Source organism: Sphingobacterium faecium, from assembly GCF_003054045.1.
Taxonomy (GTDB): Bacteria; Bacteroidota; Bacteroidia; order Sphingobacteriales; family Sphingobacteriaceae; genus Sphingobacterium; species Sphingobacterium faecium.
Genome location: NZ_QBKH01000002.1, coordinates 815614 through 835551, shown reverse-complemented (window position 1 = coordinate 835551; position 19938 = coordinate 815614). Strand labels below are relative to the sequence as shown.

19 protein-coding genes are annotated in these 19938 nt (G+C 35.7%); 8 read left to right on the top strand and 11 right to left on the bottom strand.

Features of this window, described 5'->3' with window-relative positions; all coding sequences use genetic code 11:
- The first annotated feature begins 2 nt into the window (after window positions 1-2).
- The gene (locus C8N37_RS07735; RefSeq protein WP_021190473.1) at window positions 3-500 is read left to right on the top strand and encodes an FKBP-type peptidyl-prolyl cis-trans isomerase; all 498 of its coding nucleotides are present in this window, start codon (window positions 3-5) and stop codon (window positions 498-500) included.
- A gap of 114 nt (window positions 501-614) precedes the next feature.
- Here C8N37_RS07735 and C8N37_RS07730 read toward each other — a convergent pair whose 3' ends face one another.
- From C8N37_RS07730 to mnmD, 8 genes are all read right to left on the bottom strand, one after another.
- The gene (locus tag C8N37_RS07730) at window positions 615-1670 is read right to left on the bottom strand and encodes a sugar phosphate isomerase/epimerase family protein (RefSeq protein ID WP_108158344.1); all 1056 of its coding nucleotides are present in this window, start codon (window positions 1668-1670) and stop codon (window positions 615-617) included.
- A 249-nt stretch (window positions 1671-1919) separates the two neighbouring features.
- The gene (locus C8N37_RS07725) at window positions 1920-3293 is read right to left on the bottom strand and encodes a sensor histidine kinase (protein ID WP_108158343.1); all 1374 of its coding nucleotides are present in this window, start codon (window positions 3291-3293) and stop codon (window positions 1920-1922) included.
- Entirely contained in the window at window positions 3290-3976 is a 687-nt protein-coding gene (locus C8N37_RS07720) for a response regulator transcription factor (RefSeq protein ID WP_108158342.1), read from the bottom strand. The genes C8N37_RS07725 and C8N37_RS07720 overlap by 4 nt, the downstream gene beginning before the upstream one ends.
- A gap of 145 nt (window positions 3977-4121) precedes the next feature.
- Entirely contained in the window at window positions 4122-4610 is a 489-nt protein-coding gene (locus tag C8N37_RS07715; protein ID WP_244914361.1) for a cupin domain-containing protein, read from the bottom strand.
- A gap of 31 nt (window positions 4611-4641) precedes the next feature.
- Window positions 4642-5052 (bottom strand): Dabb family protein, encoded by a 411-nt coding sequence (locus tag C8N37_RS07710; RefSeq protein WP_108158341.1) that lies wholly within the window; start codon window positions 5050-5052, stop codon window positions 4642-4644.
- 7 nt (window positions 5053-5059) lie between these two features.
- Complete coding sequence (locus tag C8N37_RS07705) at window positions 5060-6385, bottom strand: hypothetical protein (RefSeq protein WP_108158340.1); 1326 nt, start codon at window positions 6383-6385, stop codon at window positions 5060-5062.
- A gap of 487 nt (window positions 6386-6872) precedes the next feature.
- On the bottom strand, window positions 6873-7109 hold the full coding sequence (locus C8N37_RS22650) for a hypothetical protein (RefSeq protein WP_146171033.1): 237 nt from the start codon (window positions 7107-7109) through the stop codon (window positions 6873-6875).
- Between the two features lie 196 nt (window positions 7110-7305).
- A complete protein-coding gene (mnmD, locus tag C8N37_RS07700) occupies window positions 7306-7971 on the bottom strand; it encodes a tRNA (5-methylaminomethyl-2-thiouridine)(34)-methyltransferase MnmD (protein WP_108158443.1) in 666 nt (221 codons plus the stop codon).
- Window positions 7972-8273: 302 nt separating this feature from the next.
- Here mnmD and C8N37_RS07695 point away from each other — a divergent pair, with 302 nt between their 5' ends.
- Entirely contained in the window at window positions 8274-9491 is a 1218-nt protein-coding gene (locus C8N37_RS07695; RefSeq protein ID WP_108158339.1) for an FG-GAP repeat domain-containing protein, read from the top strand.
- 60 nt (window positions 9492-9551) lie between these two features.
- Here the strand turns inward: C8N37_RS07695 and C8N37_RS07690 are convergent, their stop codons facing one another.
- Window positions 9552-10703, bottom strand: a complete 1152-nt coding sequence (locus tag C8N37_RS07690; protein ID WP_108158338.1) for a metallophosphoesterase — start codon at window positions 10701-10703, stop codon at window positions 9552-9554.
- A gap of 270 nt (window positions 10704-10973) precedes the next feature.
- On the opposite strand from C8N37_RS07690, the gene C8N37_RS07685 reads away from it, so the two are divergent.
- Complete coding sequence (locus C8N37_RS07685) at window positions 10974-12224, top strand: dicarboxylate/amino acid:cation symporter (RefSeq protein WP_108158337.1); 1251 nt, start codon at window positions 10974-10976, stop codon at window positions 12222-12224.
- Here the strand turns inward: C8N37_RS07685 and C8N37_RS07680 are convergent.
- Window positions 12213-13136 carry a lipid A deacylase LpxR family protein gene (locus C8N37_RS07680; protein WP_108158336.1) on the bottom strand — a complete coding sequence of 308 codons (924 nt, stop codon included), beginning with the start codon at window positions 13134-13136 and terminating at the stop codon, window positions 12213-12215. The two genes, C8N37_RS07685 and C8N37_RS07680, sit on opposite strands and share 12 nt — an antisense overlap.
- Window positions 13137-13459: 323 nt before the next feature.
- Here C8N37_RS07680 and C8N37_RS07675 point away from each other — a divergent pair, with 323 nt between their 5' ends.
- The 4 genes from C8N37_RS07675 (at window position 13460) to C8N37_RS07660 (ending at window position 18886) form a co-directional block, all read left to right on the top strand.
- Window positions 13460-13870, top strand: coding sequence for a cytochrome c maturation protein CcmE domain-containing protein (locus C8N37_RS07675; RefSeq protein ID WP_045753311.1), 411 nt, complete (start codon window positions 13460-13462; stop codon window positions 13868-13870).
- A 20-nt stretch (window positions 13871-13890) separates the two neighbouring features.
- Window positions 13891-16356 carry a heme lyase CcmF/NrfE family subunit gene (locus C8N37_RS07670; protein ID WP_108158335.1) on the top strand — a complete coding sequence of 822 codons (2466 nt, stop codon included), beginning with the start codon at window positions 13891-13893 and terminating at the stop codon, window positions 16354-16356.
- Window positions 16356-17120, top strand: a complete 765-nt coding sequence (locus C8N37_RS07665) for a Rossmann-like and DUF2520 domain-containing protein (protein WP_108158334.1) — start codon at window positions 16356-16358, stop codon at window positions 17118-17120. The genes C8N37_RS07670 and C8N37_RS07665 overlap by 1 nt, the downstream gene beginning before the upstream one ends.
- Window positions 17121-17335: 215 nt before the next feature.
- On the top strand, window positions 17336-18886 hold the full coding sequence (locus tag C8N37_RS07660) for an FMN-binding glutamate synthase family protein (protein ID WP_108158333.1): 1551 nt from the start codon (window positions 17336-17338) through the stop codon (window positions 18884-18886).
- Window positions 18887-18934: 48 nt separating this feature from the next.
- Here the strand turns inward: C8N37_RS07660 and C8N37_RS07655 are convergent, their stop codons facing one another.
- The gene (locus C8N37_RS07655; RefSeq protein WP_108158332.1) at window positions 18935-19381 is read right to left on the bottom strand and encodes a MarR family winged helix-turn-helix transcriptional regulator; all 447 of its coding nucleotides are present in this window, start codon (window positions 19379-19381) and stop codon (window positions 18935-18937) included.
- Between the two features lie 172 nt (window positions 19382-19553).
- Between C8N37_RS07655 and C8N37_RS07650 the strand changes: the two genes are divergently transcribed.
- On the top strand, window positions 19554-19937 hold the full coding sequence (locus C8N37_RS07650) for a hypothetical protein (protein ID WP_108158331.1): 384 nt from the start codon (window positions 19554-19556) through the stop codon (window positions 19935-19937).
- Window position 19938 lies beyond the last annotated feature (1 nt).

Genomic DNA, 19938 nt, shown 5'->3' with positions numbered 1-19938 from the left:
AAATGGCAATAGTAACTAATGACGTAGTAGCGTTAACTTACAAACTTCACACAATCGAAAACGGCGAAAAAGTTTTCGTAGAAGAAACAACAACAGAAAATCCTTTAGACTTCTTATACGGTGTTGGCATGATGCTTCCTAAATTTGAAGAAAACATCGCTGGCTTAAATGTTGGTGACACTACTGCATTTGAATTATCTGCAGAAGATGCATATGGTGAAAAAGACGAACGTGCTGTTGCCCAATTACCAGCAGATATGTTTAAAGAAACTGGTTTACCTCCAGTTGGAGAAGTTATCCCATTACAAGATAACCAAGGTAACCAATTCCGTGCTGTAGTTGTAGAAGTAACTCCAGAAGTTGTTGTTGCTGACTTAAATCACCCAATGGCTGGTAAATCATTACATTTCGAAATTGAAATTTTAAATGTACGTCCTGCAACTGAAGAAGAGTTATCTCATGGTCACTCTCATGGTGTAGATGGTACTCAAGGTCACTAATTCTGATCGAGATAAATAAAAAAAGCGGATGCTGGTTTTAAACTAGCATCCGCTTTTTTATTAAAATAACAATACAAACTGGAAGACTCTTTTTTCCAGTTTACATTTTCATTCCTACTTGATACCTAAGATTTCTTTATTAAAATTATCATCTGCTCCTGATGCTGCAAAATCATCGAACGCACGGTCAGTTACTTTAATAATGTGTTTCTTTATAAATTCTGCCCCTTCAGTTGCGCCATCTACGCTATTCTTTAATGCACACTCCCATTCCATCACTGCCCAGCCATCAAAATCATAAGCGGCAAGTTTACTAAATATCCCTTTGAAGTCTACTTGTCCATCTCCTAACGAACGGAACCGTCCTGCACGATCCAACCAGCTACTGTAGCCTCCATACATCCCCTGCTTACCAGTTGGATTAAATTCTGCATCTTTCACATGGAACATTTTAATGCGTTCATGGTAATGATCAATGTAACTTAAGTAATCCATACCTTGTAATAATAAGTGTGATGGATCATAAAGTAAACAAGCTCGTGGATGGTTATCTGCTGCTTCCAAGAAGCGCTCATAACTCACGCCATCGTGCAGATCCTCACCTGGATGAATCTCATAACAAAGATCTACTCCATGCTTGTCAAATTCATTTAATATGGGAACCCAACGATTTGCCAACTCTTTAAAACCAAGTTCAACAACACCTGAAGGGCGTTGTGGCCAAGGATAAACCATGTGCCATAACAAAGCACCGCTGAAAGTCGCATGCGCATTTAATCCTAGATTTGCAGATGCCTGTGCGGCGTATATTAATTGCTGTGTAGCCCATTCAGTTCTAGCTTTTGGATTATTACGAACTTCTGCCGGAGCAAATCCGTCAAATAGCTGATCATATGCTGGATGAACTGCAATTAACTGGCCCTGCAAATGTGTAGAAAGTTCCGTAATTTCTAAACCAATCTCTCCTAATTTTCCTTTTATTTCATCCGCATAAGTTTTACTTTCAGCAGCTTTTTGTAAATCAAAGTATTGCGGATCATTGGTCGGTAGCTGTACGCCTTTAAATCCGAGAGATTTAACCCATTTACCAATATTTTCAAGTGTATTATAAGGTTCCTCGTTAGCAACAAATTGGGCTAAGAAAATTCCTGGTCCTTTTAGTGTCTTCATAAATAAATCGTTTGCTAAATATAATAAAATTAAAAAAGTAAATGAACATAAATTGCTTTAAAAACCATTATACTGTTTATAATCTAGCGTAATAGTATTGTAAAGATCCCATGTTGTGGTATAATCTGACTTCATTTATTATATGTTATGTATTCTAGCTCATAAATAACGATGGAATCGTTTCCGTTTTACTTCTTAAGGATCATTATCAATCAGTGATCTCCATCTTCATTCAAATAATCAGATCTATTAAACAATTCGATTAAATTGCACTGTAAAGGTTGAACCTTCACCAATTGCAGATTGAACAAATAATTGACCATCGTGCATATCAATGATCCGCTGCACTATAGAAAGTCCGATACCATGTCCATTTTGGTCTGGAGAAGATGCTGATCGGTAAAAAAGTTCAAATATATGCGGTAAATCCTCAGATGAAATTCCTCTCCCCTTGTCAGAAATATGTATTGTTGCGATCCCCTTATTGTACATGATCTCTACTAAGCAATGCTTATCAGCACTATATTTGCACGCATTCTCGATCAAATTAGCGAAAGCCACCTTAAGTAAATAAGCATTTCCCATCACCAGAATTTCTTCTTGATCTTCACCAGCATGGAGCAATTCATAATCAAAAGATATGCTGACACGGTAATCCTTATCTTTATCCTGCACCATAAATTTTGATTCAACAAGAATTTCGTCGAGTCTAAGGGAACTAAAACTAACTTGTGAACTATCGTAGTTCGCACGGGCAAAATCCAATAAGGAATTAGACAAAACAGTTGCTTCTTTAGCATCTAGTAAAGCGGTATCGATCGAATGTTTATAATCTTCTAAGGTGGTATTCAACTCTTTGGCAAGTTCGAGTTCAGCGATCATAGCAGACAAAGGAGTACGAAATTCGTGGGATATAATAGAAACAAAATGTCTTTGGTTGTTAAACGATTTTTCCAATCGATTGAAAGTCCCATTAAATGTATCGATCAATTCAGAGAGTTCATCCTTTGCTTCTCGATAATATACCCTTTTACTTAGATTATGTTCAGAGACATCCCTAATTTCATTAATAATATGTTTAATTGGTTTTAGAATATATTGAGCAAAGAAAAAAGAAGCTATAAATATAAAAATAATGGCAACAACATAAATACTGATCAGAAGCTGCTGTAAACGATGCATATGGGCATAACCGGTCTGGTCATACGCATGTCCAATGAGATAGTATTGTTTGCCTTGAAAAGGATAATGCATCCCCATAAACAGCTCATCACCCTGATTCCAAGTCATAAAATTTTTATTTCGAATCTTCTCTAAAAGAGCTCGATCATAATTTTGTTCGCCAAAATCTACAAAGAGCTTTTGAAATTGATTGTCAAAAACTGTTATCTGAGCCTCATTGATCATTTTTTTATTTTGTTCATGAATCTGACGCAATTGCGCTTCACTCACTTTGGCATCAAAAATAAATTCTGCACGCCAAGTAATTTTATACCTCAACCGGTCTATAAATTCTTCCTCCCTATTTTTCTCGGAAAAGAAATAGATACTATAGGCAAAAAGAAATAGTATTGCCGCAGAAAATAACGTAAATACCAACGAGGTTCGAGAAGCTATTTTCATTCTTTACTTGATAAGATAAAACCATGTCCTGATTTGGTGTGGATGAGTTTAGTTTCAAAATCTTTATCTACTTTTTTTCTAAGATAATTGATGTATACATCAATATAATTAGTCCCAGTATCAAAATTTTTTCCCCATACATTTCTGGCGATCTCATCACGGCTCAATAACGTTTCATGATGGCGCATAAAGAATACAAGTAGATCAAATTCTTTTGGGGTCAATTTAATGTCCATATGATTGCGTGTCACACTTTTACTTCTCAAATTGACCGATAGCGAATCATAATCTAAAGTTTCATTATTTTCCCAACCGCCAAACTCTTTATTTCTTTTTAGAACAGCTGCAATGCGGACATATAATTCGCGAAGATCAAAGGGTTTTACCATATAGTCGTCTGCCCCGGCATCAAAACCTGCGATCTTTTCATCGATTTGACCAAGAGCTGTGAGCATAATAATCGGTATTTTAGGATAGATCGATTTCATGCGCTTGCTCAATTCGATGCCGCTCATGCGAGGAAGCATAATATCGATAATGAGCATATCATAATCAAGTAACTTCACCTGCTTTAAAGCAGATTCAGCATCAGGGGCAACACTAACTTGATAGTCTTGGCTCTTTAATCCTTTTTGTAATACCGAACTTACACGTTCATTGTCTTCTACGACCAATACCCTCATATAAACAAATGTAGATACTTTTTAAATAAAATAAAATCAACAAGAAATTGCTGTGCATACTGTTATATACAGCATGCACAGCAAAACCTACCTTTACTTTGATCATTATACTATTGAAAAAATAGTATTTCTCCTATTGGCATCTCTATTTTTTCGAGTCATAACTGGCGACAAATAAATCATCGGCCCCTTCTTGTAGCGGTATATATAAACGTTCCCAGCTTTTCGTATGAACCATTTGCCAACTGTGGCCTTTTCCTTTCAAATCTTCAGCGAGTAAGATCACCCCCGGTTTAATCAAAAATGTGGAACCATCACTGACCTTAAACCGGATTTTGCCTTTTAATGTCACTACATATTGACGTCTTGGAGCAGGATGCGCATTTTTTTCCCAATCCTCTGTTTTGTTGCTAGACCAAAAAGTAGTTGTGCTCGCATGTTTCAATGTTGGAATATATCCTTTTTCAAAAGAACAAGTTCCATCAGGATTATTGATCAATCGAATCGCGGGCATTTTACCTTCACTTTCTTCTACTTTTACCGATGTAATGTTTCCATGATTTTCTTGAGCTTTTAGTGATTGACCAATAAATGCTAAACTGACAAGCATGATTGCTTTTGAGATGATTTTCATTTTTTATTAATTTTAAGATCTATTATTATTTTTACAAATTTTCATATACACTGTCGTGCACCATCATACGATCAAAGTAAGGTTTATACTGCGCTACCAAAGCAAGATGTTGTGGCAATTTCCCATAAGCTTCTAGCTCCTCGAGGCTATCGAATTCCATCGAGACATTGTATGTAAAACTATTATCTAAAACAGTACGTGGACTTGAAGCGGCAGGTTTACCATAACGTACATTTTTGACATAGGGTAATTTTTTGAGCCCTTCAAAAAATTGTTTAAATTCTTCAACTTGCATTACTGAAAGCTCAGGTTTGAGCCAAAAAAGTAGATAATGAAAAAACACAGGCTTTACTTTTTTATGATTTGCTGCTAGTAGGGTAGAACTTGTTACGCCCAAGACTCCTACAGTTCCTAATGTTTGTATGAAATTTTTCCTTTTCATGTTATTATTAATTAAAATCTATTCTATATTTAAGGATAAAGGCCCATTTATGATCTGTCACCAAACTTTCTTTTGCTGCATTCATGCTATAAATTGGTCTATTTTGAGCATCGAAGGTCAAGCGGCTACTATTTCCATGAAATAACATCGATATTCCAGCATCGTATATCGCACTATTATCTTTTAAAGCATTGTAGTTGGCAAGTTGTATGGATACTGCGGGCTGCAGTTGCAGGTTATGATTATTGCGGCTAAAATAGGGCAATGTACCTCCTATTTGAGCATAAAATGTATTACCCGTTCCTGCGGTAGGTAAAGCATTTCCAGCCCCATTTAAACTTGCACTGGCAGCCACTACTCCCGTAGCTGGATTATTTGTTCCCGAAAATCGGACATAATTAGGTCCATAGTCATTATGCATGGCCATAGCGTACGCACTGATAGAAGTTCCTTTACCCTTATTGAGGGGTGCGTCATAGAAAATATCTAGTGCTACGCTTTTCATATCATCGTTTTGTACTGCTTTATCAGCATCTAAATGCCATAATGCATCGTGCATATATTCAAATCCCCCACCTACACTTAATACTCTTTTCTTCCCTAGATAGGTACCCGCATTAAATGGCGTTTCATTATTCTCCTTGTCAAAAAATGCATATCTAAAGTAACCTGAAACATCTTTACGGGCTTCATTTTTACTAAATTTAGCGACATTTAATTCCGGATCTGCATTTGTTGCCGTATAAGGATCAGCAACTACCAGTCGGTAATCAAGACGTCCCAGCTGACCTTTAATATAGGCACTCATCTCCCGCACCGTCATATCTGTAATACCTGTGTTTGATGTCGCATATAGGGGAAGATCATAGAGTAAAGTTGCCTGAGGTCCTGTTGTGAAACGAGATAGTCCTCTCCAAGTAGAACGTCCAGCACCTACTGCAAGCTTAGGGCTAAAGCTATACTCTGCATATGCATCAAGTAGATCCATATAGGTATTATTTTTACTGTTCACATTCACATTTGTAGGCCCCATTTGCAGTACGAAATACAAGTTTTCAGTTGGTTTATACGTCATCTTCGCACGAATACGGCGCAGTGATAAATCGGATACACTTCCTACTGGTTCATTATTAACAAGGCTTCCTGGATTTAATTGAGTGTAACGCGCCCACAGTTCTGCATACCCACTGAAGCTCACATAACGAGTATGCTCCTTATTTAAATAATGGGTGAGTTTGGGATTTCCAAAATCATTTGTTTGTGCCTTACTTATATGGATTCCAGTAAGACCAATGGTCAATAATAATGACGCAAACAGCGGCTTTTTATTCATGATAATTTGTCTTTAATATGATTCGTTTGTTAAGACAAATTTAGGTTGGAATATAGAGGCAAATCATTAGAAAACTATTAGAAATACAGCTGTAATGATTTGAAAAAGTTAGCGAAACAATTATATTATAAATTTATGAATATTTAATTTTTAAGTGGGTTATTAAAAGAAAATATGCCTTTAAACGACAATACGAGACATTCCTTTCTAAATACTCGCTTTCTGTGACACCTTCTTTCAAATAAGTAGTTCCTTCTTTTAAAGATTGGATCACATCTTTAAAAGAAGTGACACCTTCTTTCTAAAAATAATCATGCATACGACCAAAACCGCTCTATATTTCTTTAATGATAATCTGATTATGAAGAAAACATGGATCAACTTTAGAAGTTTTGGTCAATTATTCTAAAAAAAGCGATCATAAGCAAAAACAAACGATCAGAACTTAAAAACAAGCGATTATAACTTAAAAACAAGGGACTGCTTATTAATAAGAAGGGATTGCATATAGAGAAGAAGTACCTCTATGTGTAAAAGAAGGGGTCAGTTCTTTTAAACATAGAGGTCCTTCCTTTAAAGAATCGACGATAAAGCCAAATAATGAGGACAATCTTTTCAAGAACGAGTTACTTCTTGTAAAGATTGCCTTACTTCTTAAGAAGATGTAATCCCTTCTTCTCAAGAAGGGATCGCTCCCAGCCAAGAAGTGATCCAACTTTTGCATACTTTTTTAAGTTCTTGCAGCATTTTGAATACATAAATTAGCACGCGAACTATTTTAATCACTTCTAATTCCCTACTCTTCTTATAAAAAACGTCATCATCATAAGATGATGACCTCCATATAATTTATTGGTATTGGATAGAAAATACGATAGCCTAATTTTGATCAGAAACAACCAACATACGCTAGTTCTCTATTAAATTTTTGTTGCCCGCAGCATTTCTCTTTTCCCAGGTGCACCTGGAGCTTTTTCAATCGTAAATCCTAAAGCCTTCATACTTCTTTTAAGATTTCCAGTGATCGCATAGGTAACAAATACACCTCCTGGTTTTATAAATTTAGCAACATGCGCTAATGCTTCATCTGTCCACATTTCGGGTTGATGAACCGCAGCAAATGCATCAAAGTATACGATATCAAAAATCTTATTGGAGTTAAAATTCATCAATAAAGTATGATTGATATGTAACTGCGCTTGTTTGTTGACCTGCATGGTTCCAGTTAATGCGTCCTTGTAATGCGAGATATAATTTTTCCAATCTTCCTCTGACACAAAAGCATCATAACCAATTTCTTGAATCACATCTAGGGGTAATGGAAATCCCTCTATTCCAACATAATCTATCTCAACCTGTTTATCAGCAATGTAAGCTAGCGTTTGTGTGAAATTTAAACCTGTTCCAAACCCGACTTCTAAAATTGCAACTTTATGTAGCTGATGCTGTTGTATATAATAATCAAGCCCTGTATGAATAAAAACATGTTTACTTTCCTGAACTGCACCATGTTTGGAGTGATAACACTCCCCTATTTGTTCATTGAACAATGTCTTTGAACCGTCTCCTGTTGTTACAAATTCCATTTCTTGCATATGGAACAAAAGTAAAATAAATAGATCTTAATCGGTATGTATGCAATCATTATTATAATCTTCAACGATCATAAGTATAAAAGACCAAAAATGATTAGTGTTAGCATCCCTACAGGCTAGAAAAAAAAACATCAGTACAATCCACATGGAACTTAATTAAGTAACAATTTATTATAGTAGAAAAAGCCAAACAGCAAGTATAAGAAAAGTTTAACATAGCTAAATAATCATATACAACAACCCATCATCCCGATAATTATTTGTATATTAACAGATTACAAAAATATAAAAGTATGAATGGTTTTTTAAAACGATCTCTTCGCTATATGGGTCTTTGTCTAATTATAGGCACTTCTTCTTGTAGTTTAGCACAAACTAAATATTTTGACGACGTTACAATAACGCATCTCCCACAAGATGCAAAAGCACATGCTCTAGATGTGATTCTAATAGATGTAGATGGTGACGGAGATTTAGATCTCGTTTTAGCATTAGAATCACAACCTAATCGATTATACCTCAATGATGGAAAAGGGATTTTCTCTTGGAAAAAAGATACTTTTGTTCCTAAATCTCATGATACCGAACATGTAAGAGCTGCTGATTTTAATCAAGACGGTCTATTAGATCTTATTTTCGTTGCTGAAGATGATCAACATCATGAATATTATTTAGGAAATGGTGATGGTACATTTACTGACGTTTCTGATCGTTTATTGGGGAAAAGTGAGGCAAATGGTTTAGATGTCGCAGATGTCAACGGAGATGGATTAATGGATATTGTTATTGGCAATTCTGGTCAATCACCACAAAATTTTTTATGGTTAAATGATCCTAAAAGACCAGGTTATTTCCTCGATCATTCTACCGTCTCACTACCACAGGTTGCCGATCAAACACAGTCAATAAAATTGGCAGATTTGGATGATGATGGTCATGTCGACCTGATTATTGGCAATGAAGAAACGCCAAATCGTTTATTATTTAATGATGGTCAAGGTAATTTCATCGAACATGCTATGGGTCTTCCTTTAAATATCCCCTTGCATACAAGAGAAGTTATAGTTTTTGATGCCAATGGTGATGGAAAACCCGATTTACTTTTCGCAAATCTGACAAGCAATGGCGGAGCCAAAGAAAAAGATCCACGGGCACGATTATTTATAAACCAAGGTAATCGTCTCTTCGTTGATGAAACAGAATCAAGAATGCCCGAACAGGAATTTTCGACCTATGCCGCTACAACAGTCGATTTTGATCAAGATGGGCATCTCGACATTATCTTAAGCGCCATTAAGATACCTCCTTTTGAGGAAATGCAAGTCCAAGCACTACGAAATAACGGATCTGGGCATTTTTCATTTGTGACAGATGATGTTATACCTGAAATCACTCGAGGGAGAAGTTGGGGTATTGCAGTTGGTGACGTGAATGCTGACGGTGTCGATGATATCGTGATTGGTGGCTGGGGGTCTCAAGTACGCTTATTATTGGGTAAAAAACAAAACTAAAATCAAAAAAGGGCTGGAATATGACCCCAGCCCAAAATTATAATTTAGCATATTTAATTTTTATTGCTGCAATACTTTATTTTTCTTGATATCATCATAAATCACAAATGTTTTATCTCCATTAATGAGTATACCACGCCCCGTACCCTTTGTTCTGTTGCTTTCATTATTGACATTAACAGCGATAACTCTTCCTTTATAAAAAGCGGTGATATCAGGAAAAATCGTATGGCCCACATATATTTTTGTTGCGTTGTAATTTTGAAGGATCTGACTGAATTCTTCTTCACTCAAAGGATGATATTTTTCTTCTTGGCGCACCATACCACGATACCACAAAGGTCCCTCGCTACCAAAAAGAAAAGTTCCAGCGACCGATTTTTGACGTTCTTCTTTAGTTCTAAACAGAACATTGCGCACCGAGTCATTCACTGCTGGGATAGTCCATGCTGGATCAAGCATCGTACGACTTAGTCCTGCATGTACAAAAAGATGATCGCCTATCTTTTCCATTGTATTTTTACTTTGCAACCATCTTCCTAACTCTGTGTTTATCGCCCAAAACTCACGATAATCTTTTCCGAGTGAATCTGCCAGTATTTTATATTTATCTTGTGCATATTTGTAATTACCTCGCAAGATCATTTCTTCATGATTTCCCAGTAAAAAGTGAACTTTACCACCTGCTTGGTCTGCTTCATATTCTAACTTATAGATCAACCAAAAAATGGGTAACACATCTTTACCGCGATCAAAGACGTCTCCTATAATGACTAGATTATTTTTGCCATAAACCCATTCATAGTTATTTCCGATGACTTTCTGAGCTTTTAAAATCGAAAAAAAAGATTCAAAGTCTCCGTGGGGATCAGATAGTACTAATAGGGTATCGCTACTGGAATAATGCCAATCTGGAGTCTCAATCGGATGCATGGATACATTAAAACGATGATGACTATCCTCAGTCGTTACCGAGAAAGAGGCTTCGGATGGTGTTTGGATCTGGATTTCCCCATTCTCCACACGTACTAGCGTTGTATCCCCATCCTCATAAAAGAAATAAGGACCATCGTATTTTCCTAATCCAGTCTGACCTTGTGCATACCCAGTAGAAATGAAAAAAAACAGACCTGCTAAAGGACAAAGTATACGGGTGCTCAAAAGACCTTCATATTTGATTTTAAGATATTTTTTAATTCTAATATAGCTCATTCTGCTTGTTAATATCAGTTGTTATGAATAATAATTGAAAAAAGGAAACATTCCAATATTACTATTTCTTCTTGTATTCTGTTACGATCTGTAAACATACACTGCTTAGTATATCTAAAAAAGAAATGCTTATACTTTAATACAAATTTCTTTAAATAATCATGAAATCTAAATATTTATTATGCCTTTGGTCGAAAATATTAATTACAAATCTCTATTACAACATTTTTAATAAAACATATTAGAAAAAAAACTAAATTAGTCTTCGCAATGACATATTCAATCAATTTATTTCTCCAAAATTATGGAAACATTATCCTACTGATCGTAGGTATACTTATTGGTAGTATTTTAGGGATATATCTACCCCAAGTGGTGGTTTATATCAAACCTATAGGTGATATTTTTCTTAATTTATTATTTGTTGCTGTTATCCCTTTGGTATTTTTCGCTATTTCTTCCTCTGTAGCCAATATTGAAGGTACAAACCAGTTAGGAAAGATAATCGGCACGATGAGTATGGTATTTTTAATGGGGGTTCTAATTTCTGCTTGTGCAACTATTGCGGTACTTTATTTTTTCCCTTTGGAAGCTCCGCATGTAGCCGATGGTGCTCATCTGCTTGAGAACAATCCTGATGATACTTGGAGTGATAAAATGGTTCGCTTTATTACCGTTTCAGAATTTGGAAAATTACTGTCTAGGGAAAATATGCTCGCACTCGTTATTTTTTCCTTTTTGGTAGGTATTGCAACCCGAAAATCCAGTATGGCAGCACAACCTTTTCTCGCCTTCTTAAATGGTGGAAACGAAGTAATGAAAAATCTACTGATTTTAATCATGAAAATTTCGCCTTTAGGTTTGGGTGCTTATTTTGCCTATCAAGTGAGTAGTCTCGGTCCACAACTATTTGGCTTTTATGCCAAACCTTTAGGTCTTTATTACCTTTTTGGAACGATCTATTTCATTTTGGGTTTTAGCATATTTGCCTTTATCTCTAATGGTAAATACGGTCTCACCTCATTCTGGAAAAACAATATTGTACCCACATTGACTGCGCTAGGTTCATGCAGCAGCTTGGCCACTATGCCTGCCAACTTAATTGCCGCAAAAAAAATAGGAATTCCTGACGCGATAGCCAATGTTGTCATTCCATTAGGAACAACCCTGCATAAGCAAGGTTCGAGTATATCATCAATTTTTAAAATATACGTTGCTTTTCTATTAATAGGGAAAGATTTCTTTGATCCTACTACCCTTATTACAGCGCTAGGCATTACTGTACTTGTAAGCGTTGTGGCTGGAGGAATTCCTAATGGCGGATATATTGGGGAAATGCTCATGATTTCTGTCCTTGGCCTACCTATTGAAGCTGTTCCTGCGGTTATGATTATCGGAACATTGGTTGATCCATTAGCCACCATCTTAAATGCAACCGGAGATACGGTAGCGAGCATGCTTGTCACGAAATTTACGGGCAACAAATTTCAGGTGGCAGCTGTAGATTCCTTAGAATCGTAATCCATAAAATATAGTACCATATTGATGTGTTTTATAGAGCATCTCTTTTGCCTCGCGTGATTGGAATGTATAGGATAGTCCTAAAGATGATCTGCCATTTGCGAGCATAAAACCAATTTTATGACTATAGATGATCTTTTCAATCTGATATTGTTCTTTGTTGATGTCGTGATGCCCCAATCCACCTTGAATAGTGGCATTGTAACCAACAAAATGAACAGCAGGTACATAGTATAAAAATAGTTCACGATCGTTACTCCTACTTTGCACATGCCCCTTCGTAAATACCGAATGGCTGAATGAACGTAACCTTCCCCAGCGGATAGGTAACCCCACATGCGCATTGATATGGTTCATCCCTAAAGTACCAGAGCTCATACCAGAGATTTCAAAACTATGATTAATCGATCTGTAAATTAGTTTTTGATATTTAACTCCAAGATCAACTCCAAAGGCATTTGACACTTCCTGATTCCATCCGGATACTTCATACATGTTAAATACTTGATGAATTACTTTCTGTACTTCCCTCCCCTTTGCAAGTGGCCCCACTTGTCCTAATTCTACTTTTAAACTTAATATTTGTTCATCATTATAATACTGATTCAATTCTCCAGACAAATATAAATATCCTGCAAAAGGTCGATCCCATTGTAAGGACCTCCCCGCACTCAAATTAATTCCATTGTACATTTTTTGTCCAAATTCAACATCCAGTATACGATTTTTAATTCGCGAAGTATCAGATTTTAGCCCCAATCGATAGTTGATATTAATTCCATTTGTATAATACCGATCTTGAGATGTCAACAAATAAACATCATTGTCATTTTGAATAACAATTTCATGCCGTATATTTTTTGTTTGTGACCATGAATGCTTGACATTACATATTGCTAAACATACATACATGAAAGACAGAATAATTATTTTTATGTTATTCAACTGATTGTAAAAATTAAGATGTAAACTAAATTAAAAATATTTAATAAGATTCTAGGTATCTCGTGCAGAATCATTTAAAGATATGTTTTCTATAGCGCGAAATTATTTAGAAAGGTTATAAATAAACTATCCAAGTTGCAAATTTAGTTACTTCGCCAATCTATTCGTAATTTTGTAGTCGATAAGTTGTTAAATTTTTTAAAATGAAACCTTCATGAGCTTAAATCAGCTCCTGAATAAAAATGAATAACTGTTCATGAGTAATCATGAGCTTTAAAAAAATTACTCTAATGAAAAAAAGTTCCATTGTTCTAATCGCCATCATTGCTGTTGCTATTGCTATGATTCTTGTCATTTATACAGATTCAAGTACTTATTCAACTTTCACTGAAGCGAAAGAGAAAAAGACAGAGCTCTACGTCGTAGGTGTACTCAATAAAGAAAAAGCGTTGCATTATGATCCAAAAACAAATGCTAATCACTTTTCTTTTTACATGTATGACAACGATAGTACCGAATGTGTTGTGGTATTCAATGGTTCAAAGCCACAAGATATCGAACGTTCTGAACAGATTGTGCTAACAGGAAAAATGGATGGCGATGTCTTTCACGCATCAAAAATTCTAATGAAATGCCCTTCAAAATACAACCAAGATCAGGTTGAAGTTATCGAAACGAACGCAGTAGCTTTTAATAAATAATATTCATAATCACCACATAAATGGACGTAAACTACGTAGGCGAGAATCTATTGCCTGGAAAAATAGGTCAATTTTTTATCATTCTCTCATTTGGAACAGCGCTTCTTTCTTTCATCAGTTATTATTTTGCTACAACTAATAAAGAGGACAAATCTTGGTTAAAAATCGCTCGGGTTTCCTTTTGGATAAATGCCGTTTCAATTCTTGCGATTGGGTCGACACTATTTTATATCATATACAATCATTTATTTGAATATCATTATGCTTGGGCACATAGTTCGAAAGCGCTACCGACGCATTATATCATTTCCAGTTTCTGGGAAGGTCAAGAAGGTAGTTTTTTACTCTGGATGTTTTGGCAAAGTGTATTAGGATCAGTTTTGCTGTTTAAAGCAAAGGATTGGGAAGGTCCAGTGATGACCTTTATTATGCTGTGTCAAGTATTCTTAGGTTCGATGATAGTTGGTGTTCAAATTTTTGGATTTCACTTCGGTAGTTCGCCCTTTATCTTATTAAGAGAGGCGATTGAAGGCCCAATTTTCAGTCAAGCGGATTACCTTTCTCTCATACCCGATGGAAGAGGCTTAAATCCATTATTACAGAATTATTGGATGGTAATCCACCCCCCTACGCTATTCTTAGGATTCGCGTCTATGGTTGTTCCTTTTGCATACGCAGCTGGAGCACTTTGGACCAAACGTTATAAAGAATGGATCACACCGGCTTTACCATGGGCGCTTTTTGCCGTTATGATTTTGGGAGTTGGTATTATTATGGGTTCTTTTTGGGCTTATGAAGCACTTAACTTTGGCGGATTTTGGGCTTGGGATCCTGTAGAAAATGCTTCTATTATTCCTTGGTTTACATTAATTGCTGCTGTCCATGTCATGATCGCATACAAAAACTCAGGTCATTCTTATTTCACTGCGACATTTTTAGCATTGGTGAGTTTTGTATTGGTTATCTATGCATCATATCTAACGAGAAGTGGTATTTTGGGAGAAACATCTGTTCACTCTTTTACAGATTTAGGATTAAACGGACAATTGATCGCATTTAATGCCACATTCTTTGCGATTATGGTCATTGCCCTTGTTGTGCGAAAAAAACATATGCCAACTACACAAAAGGAGGAAGATATCTATTCCAGAGAATTTTGGTTATTCATCGGTGCTTTGGTACTGACTGTAGCTTGTGTTCAAATGATTTCTTCCACATCAATCCCAGTCTTCAATGCAATTTTTGGAACCAAAGTTGCCCCTCCTTTAGATCCTATCCAACATTATAATAAATGGCAATCAGGTTTTGCTGTTGTTATTATGATTTTAACTTCAATTACTCAGTTTTTAAAGTATAAAAAAACAGATCCTAGAAAATTTTTCGCATCTACTATTGCATCATTAATCGTTGCGGTTCTATTGACTGCTATCGTTTCTTACATTACTAAAACGTATACAAACCTCATTTTCATATTAATTACTTTCTCTTCTTTATTTTGTATTCTTGCTAATATCCGTGTATTAGCCGACGCTGTAAAAGGGAAATGGAAATTAGCCGGTTCATCTGTGGCGCATATTGGTTTTGGACTGCTATTAATTGGAGCTATGGTAGCTGCCTCGACAAATGAAGTGATCTCCATCAATAACACAGGTTATATTGCTGTGTCAGGATTTGATAAAGTGGAAAAACCTGGAGACAACTTATTTTTAACGGAGGGAGAACCTGTTCAGATGGGTGATTACCGTATTACTTATATCGGTGATAGTGTGGCTCAACCCAATGTATTCTATAAAATAAAATACGAAAAAATTGATGAAGAAAGTGGAAAAGTCCAAAGTTCGTTTGTGCTGATGCCATTTGCTCAGAATAATGAAAAAATGGGTGGATTGATTGGTACTCCAGCAACCAAACATTACTTTACTCATGATATTTATACCCTGATAACAGCTGCAGCATCGGATCAGCAGGCAAAAAATGCAAATATTCCTGCGGATCAAAAAACAGGTTTTGAAGATTATGAAGAACCTGCAACTTATGAAGCTAATGTAGGCGATACGCTCCGGTATAGAAATGGATTTTTCGTCATTGAAGGCGTTAATCGAAATGCACACTTAGAAAATATTCCGAAAGGAGAGAAAGATGTGATCGTCGGGCTGAAAATTAAAGTGGTAGCTTCTGATAACAAAGAGTATCACGTAGAACCTATATTTTTAATTAAAGACGGTACTTCGTACGATTTTAATAAGGATGTGAACGAACAAGGATTACGCTTCCGTTTTTCAAATATCCTACCTAAAAAAGATAAGCTGGAAATTATGGTGTACCAAAAACCATTACCAGAGAAAAAATGGATCGTTTTCAAAGCCATTAAATTTCCGTATATTAATTTCTTCTGGTGTGGAACAATCGTGATGTCAATTGGATTTTTCATGTCTATATTTAGAAGAAATAGTGATGCAAAACGATTAGAAAAAAAACAAAGCTAATGGATATTGTCATCTTAGGAAGTGGAAATGTTGCTACTCATTTTGCACAAAACTTTCATCATCAAGGTCACAAAATAAAACAAATATTCAGTCAAAAAAAGGCCAATGCACAAGCATTGGCCTTTGCTGTACATGCAGACAGCATCACCGAGATTTCTGAAATGCAAAGACATGCTGATTTATATGTGATAGCGGTATCAGATCAAGCGATCAGTTCCTTGATCATGGATTTTCCAACAGATCTATCCGGAATTGTTGTACACTGCTCTGGAGCAACTGAGATGGACGTATTAAATAAGTTTAAACATTACGGAGTTATTTATCCACCTCAATCCATTTCTAAAAATGAAGATTCTGACTTCAGCCAAATTCCATTCTGTATCGAGGGAAATACCCCGAAAGTACAGGCAACTCTATTAACACTCATCCATACCATAGCGCCTCTATCTTTTGCATGTAGTAGCAGTCAAAGATTAGCCATACATGTGGCATCGGTATTTGCCAATAATTTTACGAATGCACTTTTTCAAATCAGCTATGAACTTTTGCAAAAGCATGATTTGCCCTTTGATTTAGTACGACCAATTATTCTAGAAACAGCGAAAAAAGTTCAAACTAGGATTCCAAAAGAGGTTCAAACCGGACCTGCTGTTAGAAATGACAAAATAACGATAAAAAAGCATTTAAATTTTATCAGAGAACAGGATGATTGGAAACAAATCTATCAACTATTATCACAAGAGATTGTGAAAAGAAAAAGCTAAATATCATTTCTTTACCAAGATTTTAAATCTTCTTCATACCTGCCAATAATTTTCGTTTACAACAAGTAACTTAGTACTTTTGCTTTGTCAAAATCGAACATTGGTTCAATATTTGAAAGTATAATAACATAAAAAAATGTATCAGGTCAGTCCATCGCATTTGATGGGTCAATGATCAAATTTTATTCAAGTAGAGTCTAAATATTATTTAAATTATGACCGTTAGAAAATTAATTCTTGGCACCATGACTGTAATCAATTTGATTATAATCTCCTTTGGTCTTATTTTTACACCACAATGGTTTTGGTTATTAGTCATTCCAATGCCTCTTTTATTTGTCGCTATATATCATAGTTTTCAACATAAACATGCCATTTTACGTAATTATCCTTTAGTAGGATATTTCCGATATTTCTTTGAGTCTATTCGTCCAGAATTACGTCAATATTTTTGGGAATCTGACACCGATGGTCGTCCCTTTAACAGACGTCAACGTTCTATTGTCTACCAACGCGCAAAAAATCAAAGAGAGACCGTTGCTTTTGGTATGCAAACTGATCCACAGACTGTAGGAAATGAATGGGCTGCACACTCCGTCTTTCCTTGTCATATTGAAAACCATGATTTACGCACTGTAGTGGGAAATGAATCATGTAAACACCCCTATAACTTAAGCGTCTTTAATATATCTGCAATGAGTTATGGTGCATTGAGTAAAACAGCCATTACAGCTTTAAATAAAGGTGCTCAGTTACAAAATTTCGCACATAATACTGGTGAAGGTGGTATTAGTGAATATCATAATAGTGGTGGTGACTTAATCTGGCAAGTGGGTACTGGTTATTTTGGCTGTAGAACTCATGATGGTAAATTTGATCCTGAACTTTTTAGAGAAAAAACAGCTCGACCTAATATCAAAATGATCGAGTTAAAAATTTCCCAAGGAGCAAAACCTGGTCATGGCGGTATTCTACCCGCAGCTAAAAACACTCCCGAGGTTGCTGCGATTCGTCACGTCATTCCTGGAACAGATGTGATGTCGCCACCAGCACATAGTGCATTTTCAAACCCTATTGAAATGATGGAATTCATTTATAAAATGAAGGAATTAAGTGATTTCAAACCTGTAGGATTCAAAATGTGTATCGGTGATAAACAAGAGTTCATTGAAATATGTCGTGCCATGCAAACCACACAGATATTTCCTGACTTTATAGCTATTGATGGTTCTGAAGGTGGAACTGGAGCTGCACCACTTGAGTTTACAGATAATCTGGGTATGCCTTTATATGATGCATTAGCATTTGTAACAAAAACCCTAATAGCATTTGGTTTAAAGAGACATATTAAACTTTTAGTATCAAGTAGAATCGTTACTGGTTTTGATTTATTAAAAGTAATTGCACTGGGAGCTGATGCTTGTTATAGTGCTAGAGGTATGATGTTTGCCTTAGGTTGTATTCAAGCTTTAAAATGTAATGAAGATACTTGCCCTGTTGGTGTTGCAACTCAACAGCCGCATTTATACAAAGGATTAGATGTCAACGATAAATATGTACGTGTTGCACAGTTTCATCGTAACACATTACGGGCGACCGTAGAAATTATGGAAGCATGTGGTTTCAAAACTTTATCTGATGTCAGTGCTGATAAATTTTTCAGAAAAGTCGACGCAGTCAATACCTTAAGTTTTCAAGATATTTATTTTGGTCGAGAAGGACGATTGATTGAAAGTCATACTGATTTTGAAGCAAAAATGTTTTAAACAAGATAACAAACAGCGGCCTTATTGATAAATAAGGCCGCTGTTATTTTATTTCCTCAAATTACAGATCACTTGCTGTAAAGTAACTTGTGCAATATTAATGGTTTCCGCACATACGCCTTCAAGCGCCTCAGCAATAGTCTTATTGGCTTGCTGCATGCCAACATCTTTTAGTTTGCGTGCTGACTTTGTCAAATAAATCAGATTGGATCTACGATCTTCTTTATCATTGACACGAATAACTAAATTTAATTTTTCTAAATTATTAATGAGCCTAGTGATGCTCGGTTTATCTCGAAAAGTTCGTGTGGCCAACTCTTGTTGTGTAAGTCCTTCCTCTTGCCATAAATTGTACAGAATACTCCATTGCTCAGCCGTAATATTGATTCCCACATCTTTTAAATTACGCTGCATTCTACGTGATATGGCAGTAGTTGCTTTTCCAGTTAGAAAATCATAGAATTCTATCTTTCCAATTAAATCTTCATTATGCATAATAATTAAAGTCTTTTAGGTTATACTATATCGTACTTTTTAACCAACGGTCATTTATTTCAAAAAAAATAATGAACTGGAACGCGTTGATCAAATAGGTTTATATTTATAAATATAAAGTTTTACACGGTATAACAAAAATTTAATTGTTTTTTTTTATTATCTTCATGCTATGGAAAAGTTAATCCCCTTATTAATTGCATTGGCAATCTTTGGTTTTAAATCATATCAAAACTACATGAAAGAGCAAGAGGCTGCCCTAAAAAGAAGGAAGGTAACTAGCCCTAATCCTGTGCCAGTCAAGCAGCAACCCGCTACCTATAAATCCACTCCACAGAAAACATCTGTACCTACACCTCCACCATTTTATTCCGAAAAAATAAAGGAAACGAATGAAATTCAACGATTTAAAAAAGAAAGAGAAGAGCATCGTTCAGCGTTGAGCAAGAAAGTTAAACTGTCCAACTCTCCACAAAAAGAGCATACAATCGGAGAAGATTTTGATCTTAGAAAAGCAGTTATTATGTCTGTAATATTGGATAGACCATACAAATAAC